This window comes from Thermoflexus hugenholtzii (assembly GCF_018771565.1).
GTDB classification, from domain to species: domain Bacteria; phylum Chloroflexota; class Anaerolineae; order Thermoflexales; family Thermoflexaceae; genus Thermoflexus; species Thermoflexus hugenholtzii_A.
The window spans coordinates 1,855,166-1,873,070 of sequence record NZ_CP076326.1 but is presented as its reverse complement, the minus strand read 5'-3'; the positions used below and the strand labels follow the sequence as shown (position 1 = coordinate 1,873,070).

The following is a 17,905-nucleotide window of genomic DNA, read 5'->3' as shown; positions in this document are numbered from 1 at the left end:
CCCGACCCGAATCCCCATCCGGGGGCCCGGTGGAAGGGCATGGTTTCATCCCCGTATATCCCGGAAAGGCCAGGGGAACGCCGCGAAATCGCCTGCAGATTTCAACCTTACGTGTATTGTATTACCGCTGCAGGGTTGCTGCGAGCCATCACCCGTTCGTCCGATGGCCGGAAGAGAGCGCCCGTTCCAGGGGGTGACCTCACGCGCCGAGCCCCCCTTTTTGACGGGGCGGCGCTCCTGTGCTACGATGGAGCGCCCTGGAGGTTCACCATGGGAGAGCGACGGCAACGACGGATCGGGGAGCTGTTGCGGGAGGAGTTGAGCGCCTTGATCGGGGAGCTGAAGGATCCCCGGGTGGCCGGGGTGACGGTCACCGCGGTGGAGCCGGCGCCGGATCTGACCATCGCCAAGGTCTACGTGACGACCTGGCCGGCGGATCCCGCCCGACGGGAGGAGGTGCTGGCCGGCCTGGAGCACGCGAAGGGCTACCTGAAGCATGAGCTGGCCGGCCGCGTCATCCTGCGCCGCATCCCCGATTTGGTGTTCAAATGGGACGACACGTTCGATCGCGCGGATCGCATCGAGCGCCTGATCTCCCGGCTCCATGGTGGGAAGGAGCAGCCCTCGGATGAGTCGTGAGCAGGCCCGACAGGCCCTGGAGCAGGCGCGCCGCGTGGCGGTGGCCACGCACATCACCCCGGATGCGGACGCCATCAGCAGCCTCATCGGGCTGACGCAGATCCTCCGCCGTCTGGGGAAGGAGGCGGAGCCGTTCTGCGACGATGAGCTGCCCCCGCGCCTGCGGGCGATCCCGCACGCCGAGGAGATCTCCCGCGCCGCCCGGGGCTCCTTCGATCTCCTGGTCAGCCTGGACGCCAGCGACCCCGCCCGCCTGGGCCGGGCCTTCGCGGAGGTCCGGGAGGCTCCCCTGCTGAACATCGATCACCACATCACCAACACCGGCTTCGGAACGGTGAACTGGGTGGATCCCTCCGCCGTGGCCACGGCGGAGATGGTGTTGTGGCTGGCGGACGACCTGGGGGTGTCGCTGGATCGGGAGCTGGCTTCGATCCTGCTGGCCGGGATCGTGGGGGACACCATGGGGCTGCGCACGCCCAACGTCACCCCCCAGGTCCTGCGGGAGGTCACCCGCCTGGTGGAAGCGGGGGCCTCCCTGCCGGCTCTGGTGGATGTCCTCTTCAACCGGCGCTCCTTCGCGGCCATCCGCCTCTTCGGCCAGGCCCTCGCCGGGGTCCGGCTGGAGGACGGCGTGATCTGGACGGTGGTCACGCGGGAGATGCGACAGACCCTGGGGCTGGGCCAGGCCAACGACCTCAGCCTCTCCAGCTTCCTGATCAGCGCCGAGGAGGCGCGGATCGCCGCGGTCTTCACCGAGCGGGACGATGGCAAAGTGGAGGTGAGCATGCGGGCCCGACCCGGTTACGATGTGGCCCGCGTCGCCCTCGCCTTCGGCGGCGGCGGTCATCCCCCGGCCGCCGGCTGCTTGGTCCCCGGCCCTCTGGAGGAAGTCATCCCTCCGATCCTGTCCGCCCTGAAGGCCGCCGCGCGGGACGGCCGCACGGATCCTTCCGGATGAAGGAGGCCCCGTGGCTTCCACAGGACAACCGGTGCGGGTGGGCATCCTGACCATCAGCGATCGCGCGGCCCAGGGGATCTATGCGGATGAGAGCGGGGCCCTCCTGCGGCAGCAGGTCGCCGAGCGGCTGGGCTGGACCGTGGCGCGCTATCGCGTGGTCCCCGATGAGGTCGAGGCGATCCAGCAAACCCTGCGGGCCTGGTGCGATGAGGAGGGGCTGGATCTGATCCTCACCACCGGGGGGACGGGGCTGGGCCCCCGGGATCTCACCCCGGAGGCGACGCGGCCCCTGCTGGAGCGGGAGGCGCCGGGGATCGCCGAGGCGCTGCGGTTCTACGGGCTACAGCGCACGCCTTTCGCCATGCTCTCCCGGGGCGTGGCCGGCATCCGCGGGCGGACCCTGATCATCAACCTGCCGGGGAGCCCCCGGGCGGTGCAGGAGGCGATGGAGGTCCTGGCCCCTGTGCTCCCCCATGCGCTGGCCATGGCGCGGGGGGAAAGCGGCCCTGCGGCCGCCCACACCCTGCGGGCGTGAAACGGCTCAGCGGGCCAGCATCAGCACCATATCGTAGTAGGCCAGGTTAGCCTCCCGTCGGCGCTGGACCACCTCCTCCAGAGGAATCGTGACGATATCCCGACCCTGCAGGGCGGTCATCACCCCGCGCTCGCCTCCCAGCAGCGCCTCCACGGCCTTCACCCCCATGCGGGTGGCCAGCAGGCGATCGAAGGCCGTGGGGCTCCCGCCCCGCTGGATATGACCCAGGATCGTGATCCGCACATCGAAGCCGATGGGATGGCTCTCCAGGAACTTGGCGACCTCCGTGGTGCGGTAAGGGGCGCCCTCCGCGATGACGATCAGGGCATGGGTTTTGCCCCGCTCGTAAGCGTCCATCACCGCCCGGGCCACCTCCTCCAGACGGGTCTCCCGCTCCGGGATCAGCACCATCTCCGCCCCGCCGATCACCCCTGCGATCAGCGCCAGATACCCGCAATCCCGTCCCATGGTCTCCACCAGGAACGCCCGCCCGATGGAGGAGGCGGTGTCCCGCAGCCGGTCGATGGCGTCGATGATGGTGTTCAGGGCCGTATCCACCCCGATGCTCATGTTCGTGCCCCAGATGTCGTTGTCGATGCTGGCGGGGACGCCGACCACGGGGAAGCCGCGCTGGTGGAGGGCCAGGGCGCCGCGCATGGAGCCGTCGCCGCCGATCACCACCAGGCCTTCGATCCCATGCTGGTTCAGGCGGCGCAGAGCCTTGCGCTGCCCCTCCTCCGTCATAAACTCCTTCGAGCGGGCGGTCTGGAGAATGGTCCCGCCGCGCTGGATGATGCCGCCCACGTCCCGGGGGCGGAGCTCCACGATCTCCCCCTCGATCAGGCCCTGGAACCCCCGTCGGATCCCCAGGACCCGCACGCCGTGATAGGCGGCGGTGCGCACCACCGCCCGGATGCAGGCGTTCATGCCCGGCGCATCCCCTCCGCTGGTCATCACCCCAATGCACCGCATCCCGCATCACCTCCGTGGCGGCTTTCAAGCGGGTCGCTTCCGAAATCGGACATTTTACTCATTTTAGCGCTCCCCCCGTATATCCGGACAAAGATCCGCCCTCACAGCGGGCGCGATCGCCGGCAGCCGCCGTCGGCCGCGCAGGGGCCCTTCTTGTAGGACAACTGCTCGCAGTTGTCCTACGATTTTGGGACACACCCGAGCCCCGCTCAGGAGGACGCGCTCCCCCGAATTGTGCTACAATGTAAAGAAATCAGAGAGGATCCGGACAGGCTGGACTTTGCTGAGCAGGGGGAAGATCCCATGGCGAGCGTGGCCTTTGAGCATGTCACCAAGCAGTTCGGGAACGTGGTCGCGGTGAAGGACCTGACCCTTCACATCCCGGACGGCGAGTTCCTGGTGCTGGTCGGCCCCTCCGGTTGCGGCAAGACGACCACCCTGCGGCTGCTGGCCGGGTTGGAGGAGGTCACCCAGGGGCGGATTTACATCGGGGATCGGGACGTGACGGAGGTTCCCCCCAAAGATCGCAACATCGCCATGGTCTTTCAGTCCTACGCCCTCTACCCCCACATGAACGTCTACGACAACATCGCCTTCGGCCTGCGCATGCGCAAGGTCCCCAAGGCGGAGATCGAGCGCCGGGTGCGGGAGGCGGCCCGCATGCTGGAGATCGAACACCTGCTGGACCGCAAGCCGCGGCAGCTCTCCGGTGGGCAGCGCCAGCGGGTGGCCGTGGCCCGGGCCATCGTCCGCGACCCGGCGGTTTTCCTCTTCGACGAGCCCCTCTCCAACCTGGACGCCAAGCTCCGGGTCCAGACGCGGGCGGAGCTGATCAAGCTGCACCAGCGGCTGGGGACCACCTTTGTGTATGTGACCCACGATCAGGTCGAGGCCATGACCATGGGCACCCGCATCGCGGTCATGAAGGACGGGGTGCTCCAGCAGGTCGACACGCCCCAGAACCTTTACGAGCGGCCCGACAACCTGTTCGTGGCCGGGTTCATCGGCTCGCCGCCTATGAACTTCTTCGAGGCCCGCCTGGTGCCGGAAGGAGAAGGCCTGTGGGTGGACACGGGGGCTTTCCGCGTCCCGGTCCCGCCGGATCGGGTGCCCGTCTATCGGCCCTATGTGGGCCGGCGGGTGATCTTCGGGCTGCGGCCGGAGCACATCTACGACCCCGAGTTCGCGCCGCCCCTCAACCATCCGGCGGAGGTGCAGGCTCGGGTGGACGTGCGGGAGCTGATGGGCAGCGAGGTCCATCTGCACCTGGTGGCCGACCGCCAGATCTTCGTCGCCCGTGTCGATCCGCGAACCCGCGCCCTGGTCGGGAACACCATCCGCGTCCTCTTCGATATGGACCGCATGCACCTCTTCGACGCGGAGACCGAGCGGGCGATCCGATGAGCCCACCCCGGGGGCGGGGAGCGCACCGGCATCCCCGCCCCCTCTACCGATCCCGGACGGCCAGGAAGCGATCGAAACCCACCCGCGCCGCTCCCGCCGCCATGGTTCCCACGCTCACCCCCACGCGCCCGCCCGCCTCCCGGGGATCCCGCGGGATCCGGGCCGCTTCGACCCCGTTGATCCAGAAGACCATCTCGCCGCGTTCGCATCGGACCCGCAGGTGGTTGGTGGTTCGTCCGGTTCGGATGGCCTCATGGGCGGTCCAGTCGACCTGCGTTCGCCATGTCCCCTGCTCGTAGAGGAAGATCCCATAGTAGCCGTCGGCGCTGACGGCGAACCGGTAAAGGCGCCCCGGCCCGGCCTCCAGGACCAGGCCGTAATCCGCGGAGGAGGGGCCTTCGAGCAAGGCCGCTTCCACCTCCACCTGGCCCTCCCGGAACGTGAACGGGGAGAAGGCCCAGGCGACGGTCCGCGCCGGTTGCAGCGTGAGGATCAGGCGTCCGTCCTCCACCCGGGCCTGGAAGCGCGGATCCCGAGGGAGAAGCCACCCCGGCGCGCCCTCGCGGAAGTCCGCGGCGTAACGCGCCGGAGCGGGCGCGCGGCAGCCGGCGAGCAGCATGATGCCGATCATCCCGCCGAGAAGGACCCCGCCTCTCATCCCATCCCTCCGCGCAGGGAGCCGAAGGCCCCCGGGCTTTCGTCTCTACTATAATTCCACCCGTGAACGGTTTACTTTCTCCGGATCTCCGGCCGGTGTCCACGCCGATGGGCGATGGGGATCGGATCCCGCCGCCGCGGTTTCAGCTGGGGGACCCGCGGTGGCTGCTGGAGCTGCGATACCTGCCGTGGCCGGTGGCGTGGGCGGTCTGTTTCGGCCGCCCGGGGCCGCTCCATGTGGAGCTGGGCTTCGGCGATGGGGCCTTCCTGGCCGCCCTGGCCCGCCGGATGCCGGCCGCCAACCTGGTCGGGGTGGAGCGGGCCCTGGAGCCGACCCGCTGGGCCCTCCGGCGCATGCGCCGGGAGGGAGTGGAGAACGTCCGGCTGGTGCTGGGGGACGCCTTCGCCGCCCTGGCCTTCCTGTTCGAGCCGGAGTCCATCGAAGGGCTTTATGTCAACTTCCCGGATCCCTGGCCGAAGGCCCGTCATCATCATCGACGGCTGCTGACGCCGGGCTTCCTTCATCTGGCCGCCCACCGCCTCCGGCCCGGCGGCCTCCTGACGATCGCCACCGATGATCCCGATTACGCCCTCTGGATCGCGGAGGCGCTTCGGGGCACCCCCGGTCTGGCGAGCGTCTTCGAGACGCCATGGGTGCACGCCCTGCCGGGGCGGGAGCCCACGCGATATGAACGCAAGGCCCTGGCGGCCGGACGGACGTGCTTTTACTTCGTCTGGCGGCGCTCCGGGCCGGTCCCGGCGCCGGCGCTGCCGCGGATCATGCAAGGGGAGGCGTCCATGCCCCATCGGATCTGGGAGGGGGATCCGGATCTCTCTCAGGTGGCGGCGCAGCTGCGGGGACGCCTGTGGCAGGACGGGGAGACCATCTGGCGGGTGAAGGGCCTGTATCGGGCCCTGGAAGGGGAGGGGTTGCTGATCGAGCTGCTGATGGCCGAGGGCGCCTGGGTGGAGACGGTGGCCCTGCTCTTCCGCCCGCACGGGTCAGGGCTCTGGATCCTGAAGCCGGCGGAGATCGGAGGGCTCCGGCCCACCCTGGCCCTTAAGATGGGCGTCCAGCGCATCGCTCAGGCCATTGAGGAGGCAACCCCCGGGCTGCGCGTGGTCTCCTCCACGATCTGAAGGGCCCGACGGTGGGCTTTTGCAACCCGGACGCGGAGGGGCGGATGGACAAACCGGTTCACGAGATGACCTTTGAGGAGGCGCTGGCGGAGCTGGAGCGGATCGTGCGGGCTCTGGAAGGGGGCGGCCTCCCCCTGGAGGAGGCCCTGGCCCTCTACGAGCGGGGACAGGCCTTGGCGGAGCGCTGTCAGCGGCTGCTGCAGGAGGCCCAGCTCCGCGTCCGGATCCTGGAGCGGGACGAATCCGGGGCGCTCCGCCTCTCGCCCTTCGAAGAAGGGTGACGGATGGAGCCGGCGGATCTCTTCCGGAACCCGATCCTGATCCCGGCCTTCCTGGCCTGGACGGCCGCCCAGCTCTCCAAGGTCCCGGTGGAGTGGGCGCGGCGGCGACGGCTGGACCTGAGGCTGTGGTTCAGCGCCGGCGGGATGCCCAGCTCCCACGCCGCCCTGGTCTCGGCCATGGCGACCGCCGTGGGGCTGCGGGAGGGTTTCACCTCCACCGCTTTCGCCATCAGCCTGATCGTCGCCCTCATCGTGATGTATGACGCCGCGGGGGTCCGCCGCGCAGCCAGCATCCAGGCGCGCCTCCTCAATCAGATCCTGGACGAGGTGTTCGCGGGCCGTCCCCTGAGCGAGCAGCGCGTGAAGGAGCTCATCGGCCACACCCCGATGGAGGTGGTGGTGGGGGCGCTGCTGGGGATCGCCATCGCGTGGATCTGGTGGCAGCTCGCGCCCTGAGGGGAGAGGGATGAAGATCTACACCCGCACCGGCGACGACGGCACCACCCAGCTGATGGGCCCGACCCGGGTCCCCAAGGATCACCCCCGGGTGGCGGCCTACGGGGCGGTGGACGAACTGAACGCCTGGCTGGGTTACCTGCACGCCATGGGGCTCCCCCCTCCATGGGCGGAGCGGCTGCAGGAGATCCAGCGGGACCTCTTCGTCATCGGCAGTTACCTGGCCCTGGATCCCACCGTGGCGGATCGGGCGGCCGCCCTGCCTCCCCCGCCGGAGGAGCGGATCCCCCAGATGGAAGGGTGGATCGACGAGTGCGAGGCGGTGGTCGGGCCGACCCGCGTCTTCATCCTGCCGGGTGGGCATCCCTTGAGCGCCGCGCTGCACATCGCCCGCACCGTCTGCCGGCGGGCGGAGCGGGCCGTGGTGGCCCTCCATCGGGGGGAACCGGTTCCCTCCTGGATCCTGGCCTACCTCAATCGTCTCTCCGACCTGCTGTTCATGCTGGCCCGCTGGGCCAACGCGGCGCATGGGGTGGAGGATATCCCATGGAGGCCATGACGGCGGCGCTGCCCGACCCCGCCCGAGCCCTGCTGGAGCAGATCCGCTCCCGGCGCTCTGTCCGCCGTTACCGGCCGGATCCCATCCCCCGGGAGTGGGTGGAGGCCCTGCTGGAGGCCGCCCGCTGGGCCCCCTCGGCCCACAACCGGCAGCCCTGGCGCTTCGCGGTGGTGGAGGACCCCCGGGTCAAGGCCCGCCTGGCGGAGGCGATGGGGGAGCGGCTGGCGGAGGACCTGCGGCGCGATGGCGTCCCGGCGGAGCGGGTCGCCGAGGAGGTCGCCCGCTCGGTGGCGCGGATCACCGCTGCCCCTCTGGCCCTCGTGGTCTGCCTCTCGATGGCGGAGATGGACCGCTACCCCGATGCGCGGCGCCAGGCCGCGGAGCGGACGATGGCCGTCCAGAGCGTGGCCATGGCCGGGCAGAACCTCCTGCTGATGGCCCACGCCATGGGTCTGGGGGCCTGCTGGATCTGCGCCCCGCTGTTCTGCCCGGAGACGGTGCGCGAGACGCTGGGGTTGCCCGCAGACTGGGAGCCCCAGGGGATGATCCTGGTGGGGTTCCCGGCAGGGCCGCCCCGGGCGAAGGACCGCCGCCCCCTCGAAGCCTTCGTCCGCTGGATCCGCGCCGGATGAGGAGCCGTCCACGAGGGGGAGCGCGAATCCACGAAGGGAAAGGGGCGTAAAGGCTCGAGGGGCCCGATGCGTGCGTTCGGGCTCGGACTCCTCGATGGCCCCGGCGTCCGAAGCGGGAGGGGGCCGGGCGGCAAGCGCCGCGAGGCCGTCCCCGAATGCAGGCTCGGATTTCGGGGTGGCCCTTCAGAAGCCTGAGGGTGGGGACCGCCCTCGGCGGTCCCCACCCGGAAGAGGAGCGATCAGGCGGGGGTTTCAGGAAGACGGTAGTCTTTGAACTGCTCCCGCAGCACCTTCTTGTCGAACTTCCCCACGCTGGTCTTGGGGATCGCCTCCACGAACACGATGTCATCGGGGAGCCACCACTTGGCGAAGCGCGGCCGCAGGAACTCCAGCAGCTCTTCCTTGGTGAGGTCCTCCTTGAACTCGGGGCGAGGGACCACCACGGCCAGCGGGCGCTCCTGCCACTTGGGGTGCGGCACGGCGATGACCGCCGCCTCCAGGACCTTGGGGTGGGCCATCAGGGCGTTCTCCAGGTCCACCGAGGAGATCCACTCCCCGCCGCTCTTGATCAGGTCCTTGGTCCGGTCCACGATCTGGATGTAGCCCTCCGGGTCGATGGTCACCACGTCCCCGGTGCGGAACCACCCGTCCTGGAAGGCCTCGGCGGTGCGGGGGTCGTTGTAGTAAGCGCGGATCACCCAGGGGCCGCGGACCTGGAGCTCGCCCATGGTCTTGCCATCCCACGGCACCTCCCGCCCCTGCTCATCCACCGCCCGGATCTCCACGCCCACGACGGGCATCCCCTGCTTGGCGCGGACGGCGAAGCGCTCCTCGTCAGGCCAGCTTTCCATATAGCTTTTGAGGTTGGCCACGGTGCCCAGCGGGGTCATCTCCGTCATGCCCCAGGCGTGGGCGATACGGATGCCGAAGCGCTTCTCGAAGGCCTCGATCAGAGCCCGCGGCATGGCCGATCCGCCCACGGGCATCACCCGGAGGCTGGAGAGGTCGTAGCGCTCCCGCTCCAGCAGGGCGTAGAGGCCGATCCAGATGGTGGGCACGCCGGCGGTCACCGTCACCCGCTCGTTCTGGATCAGCTCCGCGATGTCCCGGGGCTGCAGATGGGGCCCGGGGAAGACCAGCTTGGCGCCGACCATCACCCCGGCGAAGGGCATCCCCCAGGCGTTGGCGTGGAACATGGGGACCACCGGCATCAGCACGTCCCGTTCGCAGATCCCGAAGGTGTCGGCCAGGCAGAGGGCCATCGAGTGCAGGAAGATGGCCCGGTGGCTGTAGACCACACCCTTGGGGTTCCCCGTCGTCCCCGAGGTGTAGCACATGCCGGCGGCGGCGTTCTCGTCCAGGCGCGGCCAGGGATAGGGGGCCTCCGGGGATTCGGCGAGCAGCGCCTCGTAGTCGAGGGCCGGGGAGAGGGAGGTCTGGACCGGGCCGGTGTCGCTCATGATCACGAAGGCCTTCACCGTGGGGATCTGATCCCGGATGCGCTCCAGGAGGGGGACCAGGGAGGCGTCGACGAAGATGACGCGATCCTCGGCGTGGTTGATGATGTAGATCAGCTGATCGGGGGCCAGGCGGATGTTCAGGGTGTGCAGGACGGCGCCCATACAGGGGGCGGCGAAGTAGATCTCCAGGTGGCGGTAGGTGTTCCAGGCGAAGGTGGCCACCCGATCGCCCCGCCCGATCCCCAGCCGGGTCAGGGCGTGGGCCAGGCGGTGAACCCGTCGATGGAAGTCGGCGTAGGTGTAGCGGTGCATGCCAGCGGCGGTGCGGGTGGCGATCTCCTTGCGGGGGAAGAGACGGGCGGCGCGGTCCAGGAAATGATGCAGGGTGAGCGGCCAGTCCATCATCAGGCCTTCCATGGCACCCTCCTTTCCGGATAGGGGAATCGAAGAACAGGGGAATCACCCCACGCGGATTAATTCTAACACGGGGGGTGGAGGCGGGGGAAGGGGGGATGGGAGCGCCCCATCCCCCCGGTCAGCGGTCAGGACAGGGAGGCCGCCATCTTCGCGGCCAGGTCCGCCACCCGCACCGAGTAGCCCCACTCGTTGTCATACCAGGCCACTACCTTCACGAAGTTCCCGTCGATCACCATGGTGGACAGCCCGTCCACGATGGCCGAGTGGGGATCGCCCTTGAAATCGATGGAGACCAGGGGCTCCTCGGTGTAATCCAGGATCCCGCGGAGCGCGCCCTCGGCGGCCGCGCGGAAGGCGGCGTTGACCTCCTCCCTGGTCACCGGTCGGGCCAGCTCGGCGGTGAGGTCGATGACGGAGACGGTGGAGGTGGGGACACGCAGGGCGTAGCCGTCGAGCTTGCCCTTGAGCTCGGGGATCACCAGGCCGATGGCCCGGGCCGCGCCGGTGGTGGTGGGGATGATGTTGAGGGCCGCCGCCCGCGCCCGCCGCAGGTCCTTGTGGGGCAGATCCAGGATGCGCTGATCGTTGGTGTAAGCGTGGACGGTGACCATCAGCCCGCGCTTCACGCCGAAGGCATCGTGGAGGACCTTCACCACGGGGGCCAGGCAGTTGGTGGTGCAGGAAGCGTTGGAGACGATATGGTGCTGGGCCGGATCATAGCGGTGGTCGTTCACCCCCAGCACCACCGTGAGATCCACGCTGTCCGAAGGGGAGGCAGGGGCGGTGATGATCACCTTCTGGGCGCCGCCGACGGTGCGGTGCACGGCGGCCTTGCGGCCATCGGTGAAGAGGCCGGTGGACTCGATGACGATCTGCACGCCCAGGTCCTTCCAGGGGAGGTTGGCTGGATCCTTCTCCGCGAAGACCCGGATCTCGTCCTCGCCCACGATGAGATAGGAGTCCCGAGCGGCCACCGGCTCCGGGTAGCGTCCGTAGTTGGAGTCGTATTTCAGCAGATGCGCCAGGGTGGGGGCGTCGGTGATATCATTGACCGCCACCACCTCCAGCTGGCCGCGGTATTTCTCGCGGATGGCCCGGAAGACCTGGCGCCCGATTCGACCGAACCCGTTAATGCCCACTTTGACCGCCATCGGACTTCCCTCCTCAGCGATTTGGGGATCGCGCTTTTCTGAAAGTATACCCCGGTTTCAGGGAATGGGCGGGAGAGCGCTTCCAGGAACGCCCCTCGCTGATCCGAACCCGATTCAGATCTCTCAAAAGTCTTATAACCCCTCTTCCGGATTCCGGACAGTGATATTTTTCACAAGTTAACGGGGTGGATGGACAGGGGGAGGGGTCTCCGGGAGCCTGAGTGGGGGGCTGTTCTCCATGGAGGAGGGCCATGAGGGCCGCGCCGGGTTTTGCCCGCGGATCGACTGGGATTCGGGGGGCGATCCCCGCGGCCGTTTACAAGCCTCCTCTGCAGAAACGCGCGAGGGCCGCGCCAGAGGGCCTGTAAGCCGGGTTCTGTCCCCCGTGGGGAGCCACGGGGTGGCGGTCATCTCTCTGGGACGGCGGTTACCCGCCGCCTCAAGCGGCCTACCCGCGGGCATTGGGCGCGGGGCAGCCCCGGCGCCCCGAAGGGCGCCGCGCCCGCTGCTTGGCCTTGCTCCGGGTGGGGGTTGCCATGCGCCGGAGCGTTGCCGCCCGGCCGGTGGGCTCTTACCCCACCTTTTCACCCTTGCCTCCATGACCCCGGGAGTTCCCGGGCGGATCGGCGGTCTGTTTTCTGTGGCCCTGTCCACGGGTCGCCCCGTCCGGGTGTTACCCGGCACCCTGCCCCGCTGGAGCCCGGACTTTCCTCAGGCCGGGAAATCCCCGGCCCGCGACCGCCCGGCCTTCTGACGCGGCCCACATTTATTTTAACGCGGAACGATGGCTCTCAGGTTATGGCCCGCCCGCGGCCTGCCGCAGGGCTTCCAGGACGCGGCCCAGGGCTTCGATCTCCGCGCCGTAAGCCGCCCAGTCCCCCCGGCGGATGGCTTCCTGGGCCCGCTGATAGTGCGCGTAGGCCTCCCGGATCAGGGCGGCCACATCCCCGCCCGGAGGGGCCGAAGGGCCTGAGGGCCCCGAGACCTCCGCTCCGCCGATGGCCTGAGCCAGCGCCTGCTCCAGGGTGGGGGCCATCGCCACCCGCTGCTCGGTCGCCACGATCACCTGCTTCAGCTCCGGGATCTGCCCCTGCTCGGCCAGGAGATACAGCGGCTCCACATACAGGAACGCCTCCCCGATGGGGATCACCAGGAGGTTCCCCCGGATGACCTGGCTGCCCCGCTGGCTCCACAGGGTCAGCTGCGCCGAGATCGTGGGTTCCTGATCGATCCGCGCCTCGATCTGCTGCGGGCCGAAGATCAGCCGCTCCTTGGTCAGCCGATACAGGATCACCTCCCCATACCGCCCGGGGTCCGAGCGGGCCGCCATCCAGGCGATCATGTTCTGCCGCCCGGAGGGCGTGAAGGGAAGGATCAGGACGAACTCCACCGGTCCCTCTGGATCCACCCGGGTGAGCACGTAGTAGGGCTCCATGGGCTGGGGCTCGGAGCCGAAGATCTCCGTCGGGACCGCCCACACGTCCTCCTTGTTGTAAAAGGTGCGGGGATCCTGCACGTGATACGTCCGGAGGATGTCCGCCTGGATCCGGAAGAGGCCCTCCGGGTAGCGCAGATGGGCCTTGAGGCCCTCCGGCATCTCCGAGAAATCCCGCCAGAGGGCGGGGAAGATCCGCCGCCAGGCCCGGATCAGGGGCTCATCCTCCACCACGTAGAAGGTCACCGTCCCGTCGTAGGCGTCGATCACCGCCTTCACGCTGTTCCGGATGTAGTTGAGGTCCCCGTGCGGCTGGCTATACGGGTAACGATCCGTCCACGTATACGCGTCCGCCACCCAGACGATCCGACCGTCCAGGATCACCGCGTAGGGGTCCGGATCGAAGCGCAGGAAGGGAGCCAGGGTGCGGAGCCGGGTGCGGATGTCCCGCCAGAACAGGATGCGGCTCTCGGCGGTGAGGGCGCCGCTCAGGATCAGATTGGGGTCCCCGAAGTAGAGGGCGAAGAGGGCCCGCCGCGCCAGCCCGCCCAGGCGGATGCCGGTGCGGCCCTGATACGTCGTGGTGACGTTCTCCTCCCCGCGGGGATAGTCGAACTCCGGCACGGCGGTGTTCACCAGGGCGAAGTCCACCGTCCGCTCTCCGAAGTAAATCTGCGGGCGGGTCAGGGGGATGGCGCCCACCGGCGGGATGTCCTTCAGCAGGAACACCGGGAGGCCTTCCGGAGTGAAAGCCCGCACCGGCACGACCACCACGCCGTAGCCGTGGGTGAACACCAGGTGCCGGTTGACCCAGGTGCGGGCCTGAGGCGGAAGGGCGTCCAGGTCCAGCTCCCGCACGCTCAGCATGACCTGGCGATACGCGCCATCGATGCGATAGCGATCGACATCCACGTCGACGAACACGTAGTAGGGGCGGATGCTTTGCAGCTGCTGCAGGGTCTGCAGCAACGGCCGGTAATCCCACAGGCGGATCCCCTCCAGGATTTCGGCGTGGGCCCGGATCTCCTCCGGGGTAGGGGCCTCGCGCGGGGAGAAGATCTGCTCGTTGAAGTCCTCCAGTCCATAGGCGCGCCGGGTGAAGGCGATGCTGTGGGCGATGTAAGGGCTCTCCCGGGCCAGCTCGTTGGGGCGCACCACCAGGGTTTGGATCAGGCCCGGGTAGACCTCCAGCCCGAGGAAGGCCAGGGCGAGCCACACCCCGAACCCCAGGGCCAGAAGGGCCGGCCGGCGCAGCCGCAGGTTGAGCAGCATCCCGGCCGCGAGGAGAACCATCAGGCCGCTCAGGAGGTTCAGGACGGGCAGGCGGGCGTGGACCTCCGCGTAGCCCGCCCCGAAGGCCACCGGCCGCTCTGCGTAAAGCAGCCGGTAGGCGTCGAAGCGATACCCCACCGCCATCAACAGGAAGAAAAGGGCGGCGAGGATGGAGAGATGGGCCCATCGCCACCGCCGCGGGACCGGGAGGACCAGCGGGAAGAGGGCGGCGAGAGGGACCAGGCCCCACTGGGCGGTCTCCTGCAGGGATACCCAGAGGGGCCACCGGAACACATACCAGCCGACATCGAGGCCGAAGAGGGGATCGCGGACGCCGAAGGGCTCCGCGTTCAGGGCCAGCAGGACCCTCTCCCACTCCCCCTGGAGGGCGAGGCCGAAGAGGAAGCCGACGGCGGCGGCCAGCCCCAGCCAGAGCCGAGGGGAGCGGCCCGCCGCGCGGGCCGCAAGGAAGGCGTTCAGCCCCAGGAAGAGGAGGGCGGCGCCCCATCCGATCCCGAAAAGAGCCGCCCGGGCCTGCCACTGCGTCCACAGGATCGACTCGTAGCCCAGGTCCCGGAACCACTCCCACGTCACCCACAGGCTCAAAAGGCGGCCGGGGATGAACAGCAGGAGAACCCCCAGCCCGAAGAGCCCCAGTCCCCACCGAAGCCACCGCTCATAGGGGAGCCGCGCCCAGTCGATCTCCAGCTGTCTCCCTTCGAAACGACCCCCTCGCCGCCAGGCCATCCCAACCTCCCGGGCAGGATGTGGAGCGTCCTCCGGATCCGAACGGCGATCGCGCGTCTCTATTGTAGGGGATGCGGTGGGGCTCGGACATCCGCAGGCAAGCGTGCGAGTCGGAGGCGCCGGCCCGGGATGCCAGGTTGTTTCTCGATGTGTTCTTCACCGAAGGATCGATGGATGTGCCGGAGCGGCTTCCGCCGCGACCCTTCGCGTCATCGAGAACCAGGGGCTCGGGGTTGCCGGAGCAGCCTTCGCTGTGACCCTTTGCCTCATCGAAGACGGGTGTTCGGGGCGAAAGCCCCTCCTGCAAAAATGATTTTCCCGTAGGAGCGGCTTCAGCCGCGACCTTCGCGTCATCGAAAATCCAGGGGTTCGAAGTTATCAGAGCCGCTTCAGCTGTGACCCTTGCGTCGTCAAAGACAGAAAGTTCGGGGCTAAAGCCCCTCCTACAGAAACCGTCTTTTTGTAGGAGCGGCTTCAGCCGCGACCTTTGCGTCGTCGAAAACCAGAGGTTGGGAGTTGCCGGAGCGGCTTCCGTCGCAACCCTGCGTCATCGAAGACGAGAGGTTCGGGGCTAAAGCCCCTCCTACAAAAACCATCTTTTTGTAGGAGCGGCTTTCGCCGCGACCTTCGCATCATCGAGAACCAGGGGCTCGGGATCGACGAAGCAGTCTTTACCGCGACCCCTACGTCATCGAAGACAGAAAGTTCGGGGCTAAAGCCCCTCCTACAGAAACGGATTTTTCGTAGGAGCAGCTTTCGCCGCGACCTTCGCGTCATCGAGAGCCAGGGGCTCGGGGTTGCCGGAGCAGCCTTCGCCCCGGCCCTTTGCGTGATCGAGAGCAGGGCTCCGGGCGGAATCCCCCTCCTGCCGGAGGATGGACGCTAAGAAGGTCCTGCGGACCGGCGCGCCTCCAGGGCTTCGCGGACCAGCTCGTTGACCCGCTGGGGGTCGGCCTGGCCGCGGGTGGCGCGCATCACCTGGCCGACGAACCACTTCAGCACGCCCTCCTTGCCCCGCAGGTAGCTCTCCACCTCCCGCGGGTTCTCCTCAATGACCCGGAGGACGATCGCCCGCAGGGCTTCCACATCCCGGATTTGGGTGAGCCCCCTGGCTTCCACGATCCGACGAGGGGCCTCGCCGGTCTCAAAGGCCTCCCGAAGGACCATCTTCCCCGTGTTCAGGTTGATCTCCCCCCGCTGGACCATGCGGATCAGGTCCACCAGGGCGGTGGGAGGGACGCGCACGTCCCCGATCTCCACGCCCGCCTCGTTCATCAGGCGGAAGAGCTCGCCGGTGATCCAGGTCGCCAGGGTCCGGGGCTCGAGGGGAGGATCTCCCTGGCGGGCATGGCGCACAGCCTCCTCAAAGTAATCCGCCACGGCGTGATCCTCGGTGAGCAGGTCGGCCTCGTAGCGGGTGAGTCCGTATTCCCGTTCGAAGCGTTCCCGGCGTGCCCGGGGCAGCTCCGGGAGCATGGAGCGGATCCGCTCCACCCACTCCCGGGAGATCGCCAGCGGGGGGATGTCCGGCTCGGGGAAGTAGCGGTAATCGTGGGCGTGCTCCTTGCCGCGCTGGGGGACGGTGACCCCGCGGGCCTCGTCCCAGCCCATGGTCTCCTGCTCCACCTGCCCGCCGGCGCGCACGATCTCGATCTGACGCCGGATCTCGTATTCCACCGCCCGCACCAGGGCCCGGAAGCTGTTCAGGTTCTTGATCTCGGTCCGCGTCCCCAGCCGCGTCTCCCCTTTCGGGCGCACCGAGACGTTGGCCTCGAAGCGGATGACGCCCTTCTCCATGTCCCCCGAGTTCACCCGGAGGTAGCGGAGCAGCGTGCGCAGGGCGATGGCGAAGGCCTTGACCTCCTCCACCGAGTGCATATCGGGCTCGGTGACGATCTCCATCAGGGGGACGCCGGCGCGGTTGAAGTCCACCAGGGTGGCGCCGCCTACGTGAAGGAGCTTCCCGGTGTCCTCCTCGATGTGAACCCGACGGATGCGCACCCGCTTCGTCCCCTCCGGCGTGTCGATCTCCAGATAGCCGTTCAGACAGAGGGGGTAATCATACATGGAGCGCTGATACTCGGAGGGGAGGTCCGGGTAGAAATAGTTCTTCCGGTAGAACAGGCTGTATTCGGCGATCTCGCAGTTCAGGGCCAGGCCGGTGAGGATGGTCCACTCGATGGCCCGCTGGTTGGGGACGGGGAGCGTCCCGGGCATCCCGGCGCAGACCGGGCAGACGTAGCGGTTCGGCTCCGCCGTGGTGCTGTCCACCACCGGGCACGCGCAGAACATCTTGGAGCGGGTCTGCAGCTCCGCGTGGATCTCCAGGCCGATCACCGGCTCGAACTCCACCGGTCACCTCCTGATGCTTGAGGATCCGAACCCAGCGTCTCCGGCGAGGATCCTTCCGGGGTGGCTTTCTCCCGTTCCCACACCCACCGGACTTCCTCCCGGAGGATGCGGCCGAAGCGGCTGTCTGGATCGATGCGCTCCCATTCCTCCCGGGTGTAGACCAGGACGTCGGCGGGCACGGGCAGCTCCTCGATGGGCCACCGGGCAGCCCGGGAGATGAATGGCTGGTCGGAGCGCGTCACGACGATCACGATGTCCAGATCGCTGCCCACCCCCCAGTCGCCCCGGGCGTAGGAGCCGAAGTAGCCCACCCGGAGGACCTCGGGATTGGCGGCGGCGATCCGACGGCTCCAGTCTCGCACCGCCGCCTCCACCTCCCGGGCGTCAGGCCAGGTGCGCACGGACGAACTCAAGGATTTCACGGGCATAGCGGATGGCCTCCTCGCTCTGAAGGGGCCCGTAATGTTCAAAGGGCGCGCCCTCCGGATGGCTGTTCGGATAGCGGGGAGGGATGTAATAGCCGTCCAGCACGCGCGCCCTTTCGATCAAAAGGGGCGGGACCTGAAGGGAGGAGGGGAGCTCACGGAGCAGTCGGGCGATGACATGTCCCCAGGCCTCCTGTCCGAAGTAGAGATGAAGGGCCTTCACCGCTTTCTCCGCCGCCTGATGGGCCGCGAAGCACGCCCACTCGTGACGGCCCGCCCGCATCGAATCCTCCGCCTGCTCCAGGTCCCGCTCCGCCTGTCGGAACCAGTCCATATGCCGGGCAGGCATGCTCCCTCCCCAAACCGGGGGTCGATGATTTCCGCCTCTTAATTTAACTCAAATCGCGGGATGG

At 68.5% G+C, this 17,905-nt stretch carries 17 protein-coding genes and 1 other RNA gene; 9 read left to right on the top strand and 9 right to left on the bottom strand.

Features of this window, described 5'->3' with window-relative positions; all coding sequences use genetic code 11:
• Positions 1-270 precede the first annotated feature (270 nt).
• From rbfA to KNN16_RS08560, 3 genes are read left to right on the top strand one after another with little or no spacing between them, the layout of a single operon-like run.
• Entirely contained in the window at positions 271-639 is a 369-nt protein-coding gene (gene rbfA, locus KNN16_RS08570; protein ID WP_299288260.1) for a 30S ribosome-binding factor RbfA, read from the top strand.
• Positions 629-1,597, top strand: a complete 969-nt coding sequence (locus KNN16_RS08565; protein WP_299288257.1) for a bifunctional oligoribonuclease/PAP phosphatase NrnA — start codon at positions 629-631, stop codon at positions 1,595-1,597. Before rbfA ends, KNN16_RS08565 begins: the two co-directional genes overlap by 11 nt.
• A 10-nt stretch (positions 1,598-1,607) precedes the next feature.
• On the top strand, positions 1,608-2,132 hold the full coding sequence (locus KNN16_RS08560) for a molybdenum cofactor biosynthesis protein B (protein WP_299288254.1): 525 nt from the start codon (positions 1,608-1,610) through the stop codon (positions 2,130-2,132).
• Positions 2,133-2,138: 6 nt separating this feature from the next.
• Here KNN16_RS08560 and pfkA read toward each other — a convergent pair whose 3' ends face one another.
• Positions 2,139-3,104 (bottom strand): 6-phosphofructokinase, encoded by a 966-nt coding sequence (gene pfkA / locus KNN16_RS08555; RefSeq protein WP_299288251.1) that lies wholly within the window; start codon positions 3,102-3,104, stop codon positions 2,139-2,141.
• 303 nt (positions 3,105-3,407) lie between these two features.
• Here pfkA and KNN16_RS08550 point away from each other — a divergent pair, with 303 nt between their 5' ends.
• Positions 3,408-4,508 carry an ABC transporter ATP-binding protein gene (locus KNN16_RS08550; protein ID WP_303896386.1) on the top strand — a complete coding sequence of 367 codons (1,101 nt, stop codon included), beginning with the start codon at positions 3,408-3,410 and terminating at the stop codon, positions 4,506-4,508.
• A 43-nt stretch (positions 4,509-4,551) separates the two neighbouring features.
• Here KNN16_RS08550 and KNN16_RS08545 read toward each other — a convergent pair whose 3' ends face one another.
• Complete coding sequence (locus KNN16_RS08545; protein WP_303896384.1) at positions 4,552-5,166, bottom strand: hypothetical protein; 615 nt, start codon at positions 5,164-5,166, stop codon at positions 4,552-4,554.
• Positions 5,167-5,261: 95 nt separating this feature from the next.
• Here KNN16_RS08545 and trmB point away from each other — a divergent pair, with 95 nt between their 5' ends.
• Genes trmB through KNN16_RS08520 form a run of 5 tightly spaced genes read left to right on the top strand, consistent with a single transcriptional unit; the run spans position 5,262 to position 8,233 of the window.
• Complete coding sequence (gene trmB, locus KNN16_RS08540; protein WP_303896383.1) at positions 5,262-6,305, top strand: tRNA (guanosine(46)-N7)-methyltransferase TrmB; 1,044 nt, start codon at positions 5,262-5,264, stop codon at positions 6,303-6,305.
• Between the two features lie 44 nt (positions 6,306-6,349).
• Entirely contained in the window at positions 6,350-6,586 is a 237-nt protein-coding gene (xseB, locus tag KNN16_RS08535) for an exodeoxyribonuclease VII small subunit (RefSeq protein ID WP_299287709.1), read from the top strand.
• A 3-nt stretch (positions 6,587-6,589) separates the two neighbouring features.
• Positions 6,590-7,042, top strand: coding sequence for a divergent PAP2 family protein (locus KNN16_RS08530; RefSeq protein WP_273087790.1), 453 nt, complete (start codon positions 6,590-6,592; stop codon positions 7,040-7,042).
• Between the two features lie 10 nt (positions 7,043-7,052).
• Entirely contained in the window at positions 7,053-7,601 is a 549-nt protein-coding gene (locus KNN16_RS08525; RefSeq protein ID WP_303896381.1) for a cob(I)yrinic acid a,c-diamide adenosyltransferase, read from the top strand.
• Positions 7,589-8,233: a nitroreductase family protein gene (locus KNN16_RS08520; RefSeq protein ID WP_303896380.1), complete on the top strand. Its 645-nt coding sequence runs from the start codon at positions 7,589-7,591 to the stop codon at positions 8,231-8,233. The genes KNN16_RS08525 and KNN16_RS08520 overlap by 13 nt, the downstream gene beginning before the upstream one ends.
• 239 nt (positions 8,234-8,472) lie before the next feature.
• On the opposite strand, the gene KNN16_RS08515 is transcribed toward KNN16_RS08520, so the two are convergent.
• From KNN16_RS08515 to KNN16_RS08485, 7 genes are all read right to left on the bottom strand, one after another.
• On the bottom strand, positions 8,473-10,110 hold the full coding sequence (locus KNN16_RS08515) for a long-chain fatty acid--CoA ligase (protein ID WP_299287698.1): 1,638 nt from the start codon (positions 10,108-10,110) through the stop codon (positions 8,473-8,475).
• Between the two features lie 125 nt (positions 10,111-10,235).
• Complete coding sequence (gap, locus tag KNN16_RS08510; RefSeq protein WP_299287695.1) at positions 10,236-11,261, bottom strand: type I glyceraldehyde-3-phosphate dehydrogenase; 1,026 nt, start codon at positions 11,259-11,261, stop codon at positions 10,236-10,238.
• Positions 11,262-11,610: 349 nt separating this feature from the next.
• An RNA gene (gene rnpB / locus KNN16_RS08505) (RNase P RNA component class A) lies at positions 11,611-12,015 on the bottom strand.
• Between the two features lie 42 nt (positions 12,016-12,057).
• Complete coding sequence (locus KNN16_RS08500; protein ID WP_303896378.1) at positions 12,058-14,715, bottom strand: UPF0182 family protein; 2,658 nt, start codon at positions 14,713-14,715, stop codon at positions 12,058-12,060.
• An 882-nt stretch (positions 14,716-15,597) separates the two neighbouring features.
• Entirely contained in the window at positions 15,598-17,067 is a 1,470-nt protein-coding gene (gatB, locus tag KNN16_RS08495; protein WP_303896377.1) for an Asp-tRNA(Asn)/Glu-tRNA(Gln) amidotransferase subunit GatB, read from the bottom strand.
• A complete protein-coding gene (locus KNN16_RS08490) occupies positions 17,049-17,495 on the bottom strand; it encodes a nucleotidyltransferase domain-containing protein (protein WP_303896376.1) in 447 nt (148 codons plus the stop codon). The genes gatB and KNN16_RS08490 overlap by 19 nt, the downstream gene beginning before the upstream one ends.
• Positions 17,452-17,841: a HEPN domain-containing protein gene (locus tag KNN16_RS08485; RefSeq protein WP_303896375.1), complete on the bottom strand. Its 390-nt coding sequence runs from the start codon at positions 17,839-17,841 to the stop codon at positions 17,452-17,454. Before KNN16_RS08485 ends, KNN16_RS08490 begins: the two co-directional genes overlap by 44 nt.
• Positions 17,842-17,905: the final 64 nt, after the last annotated feature.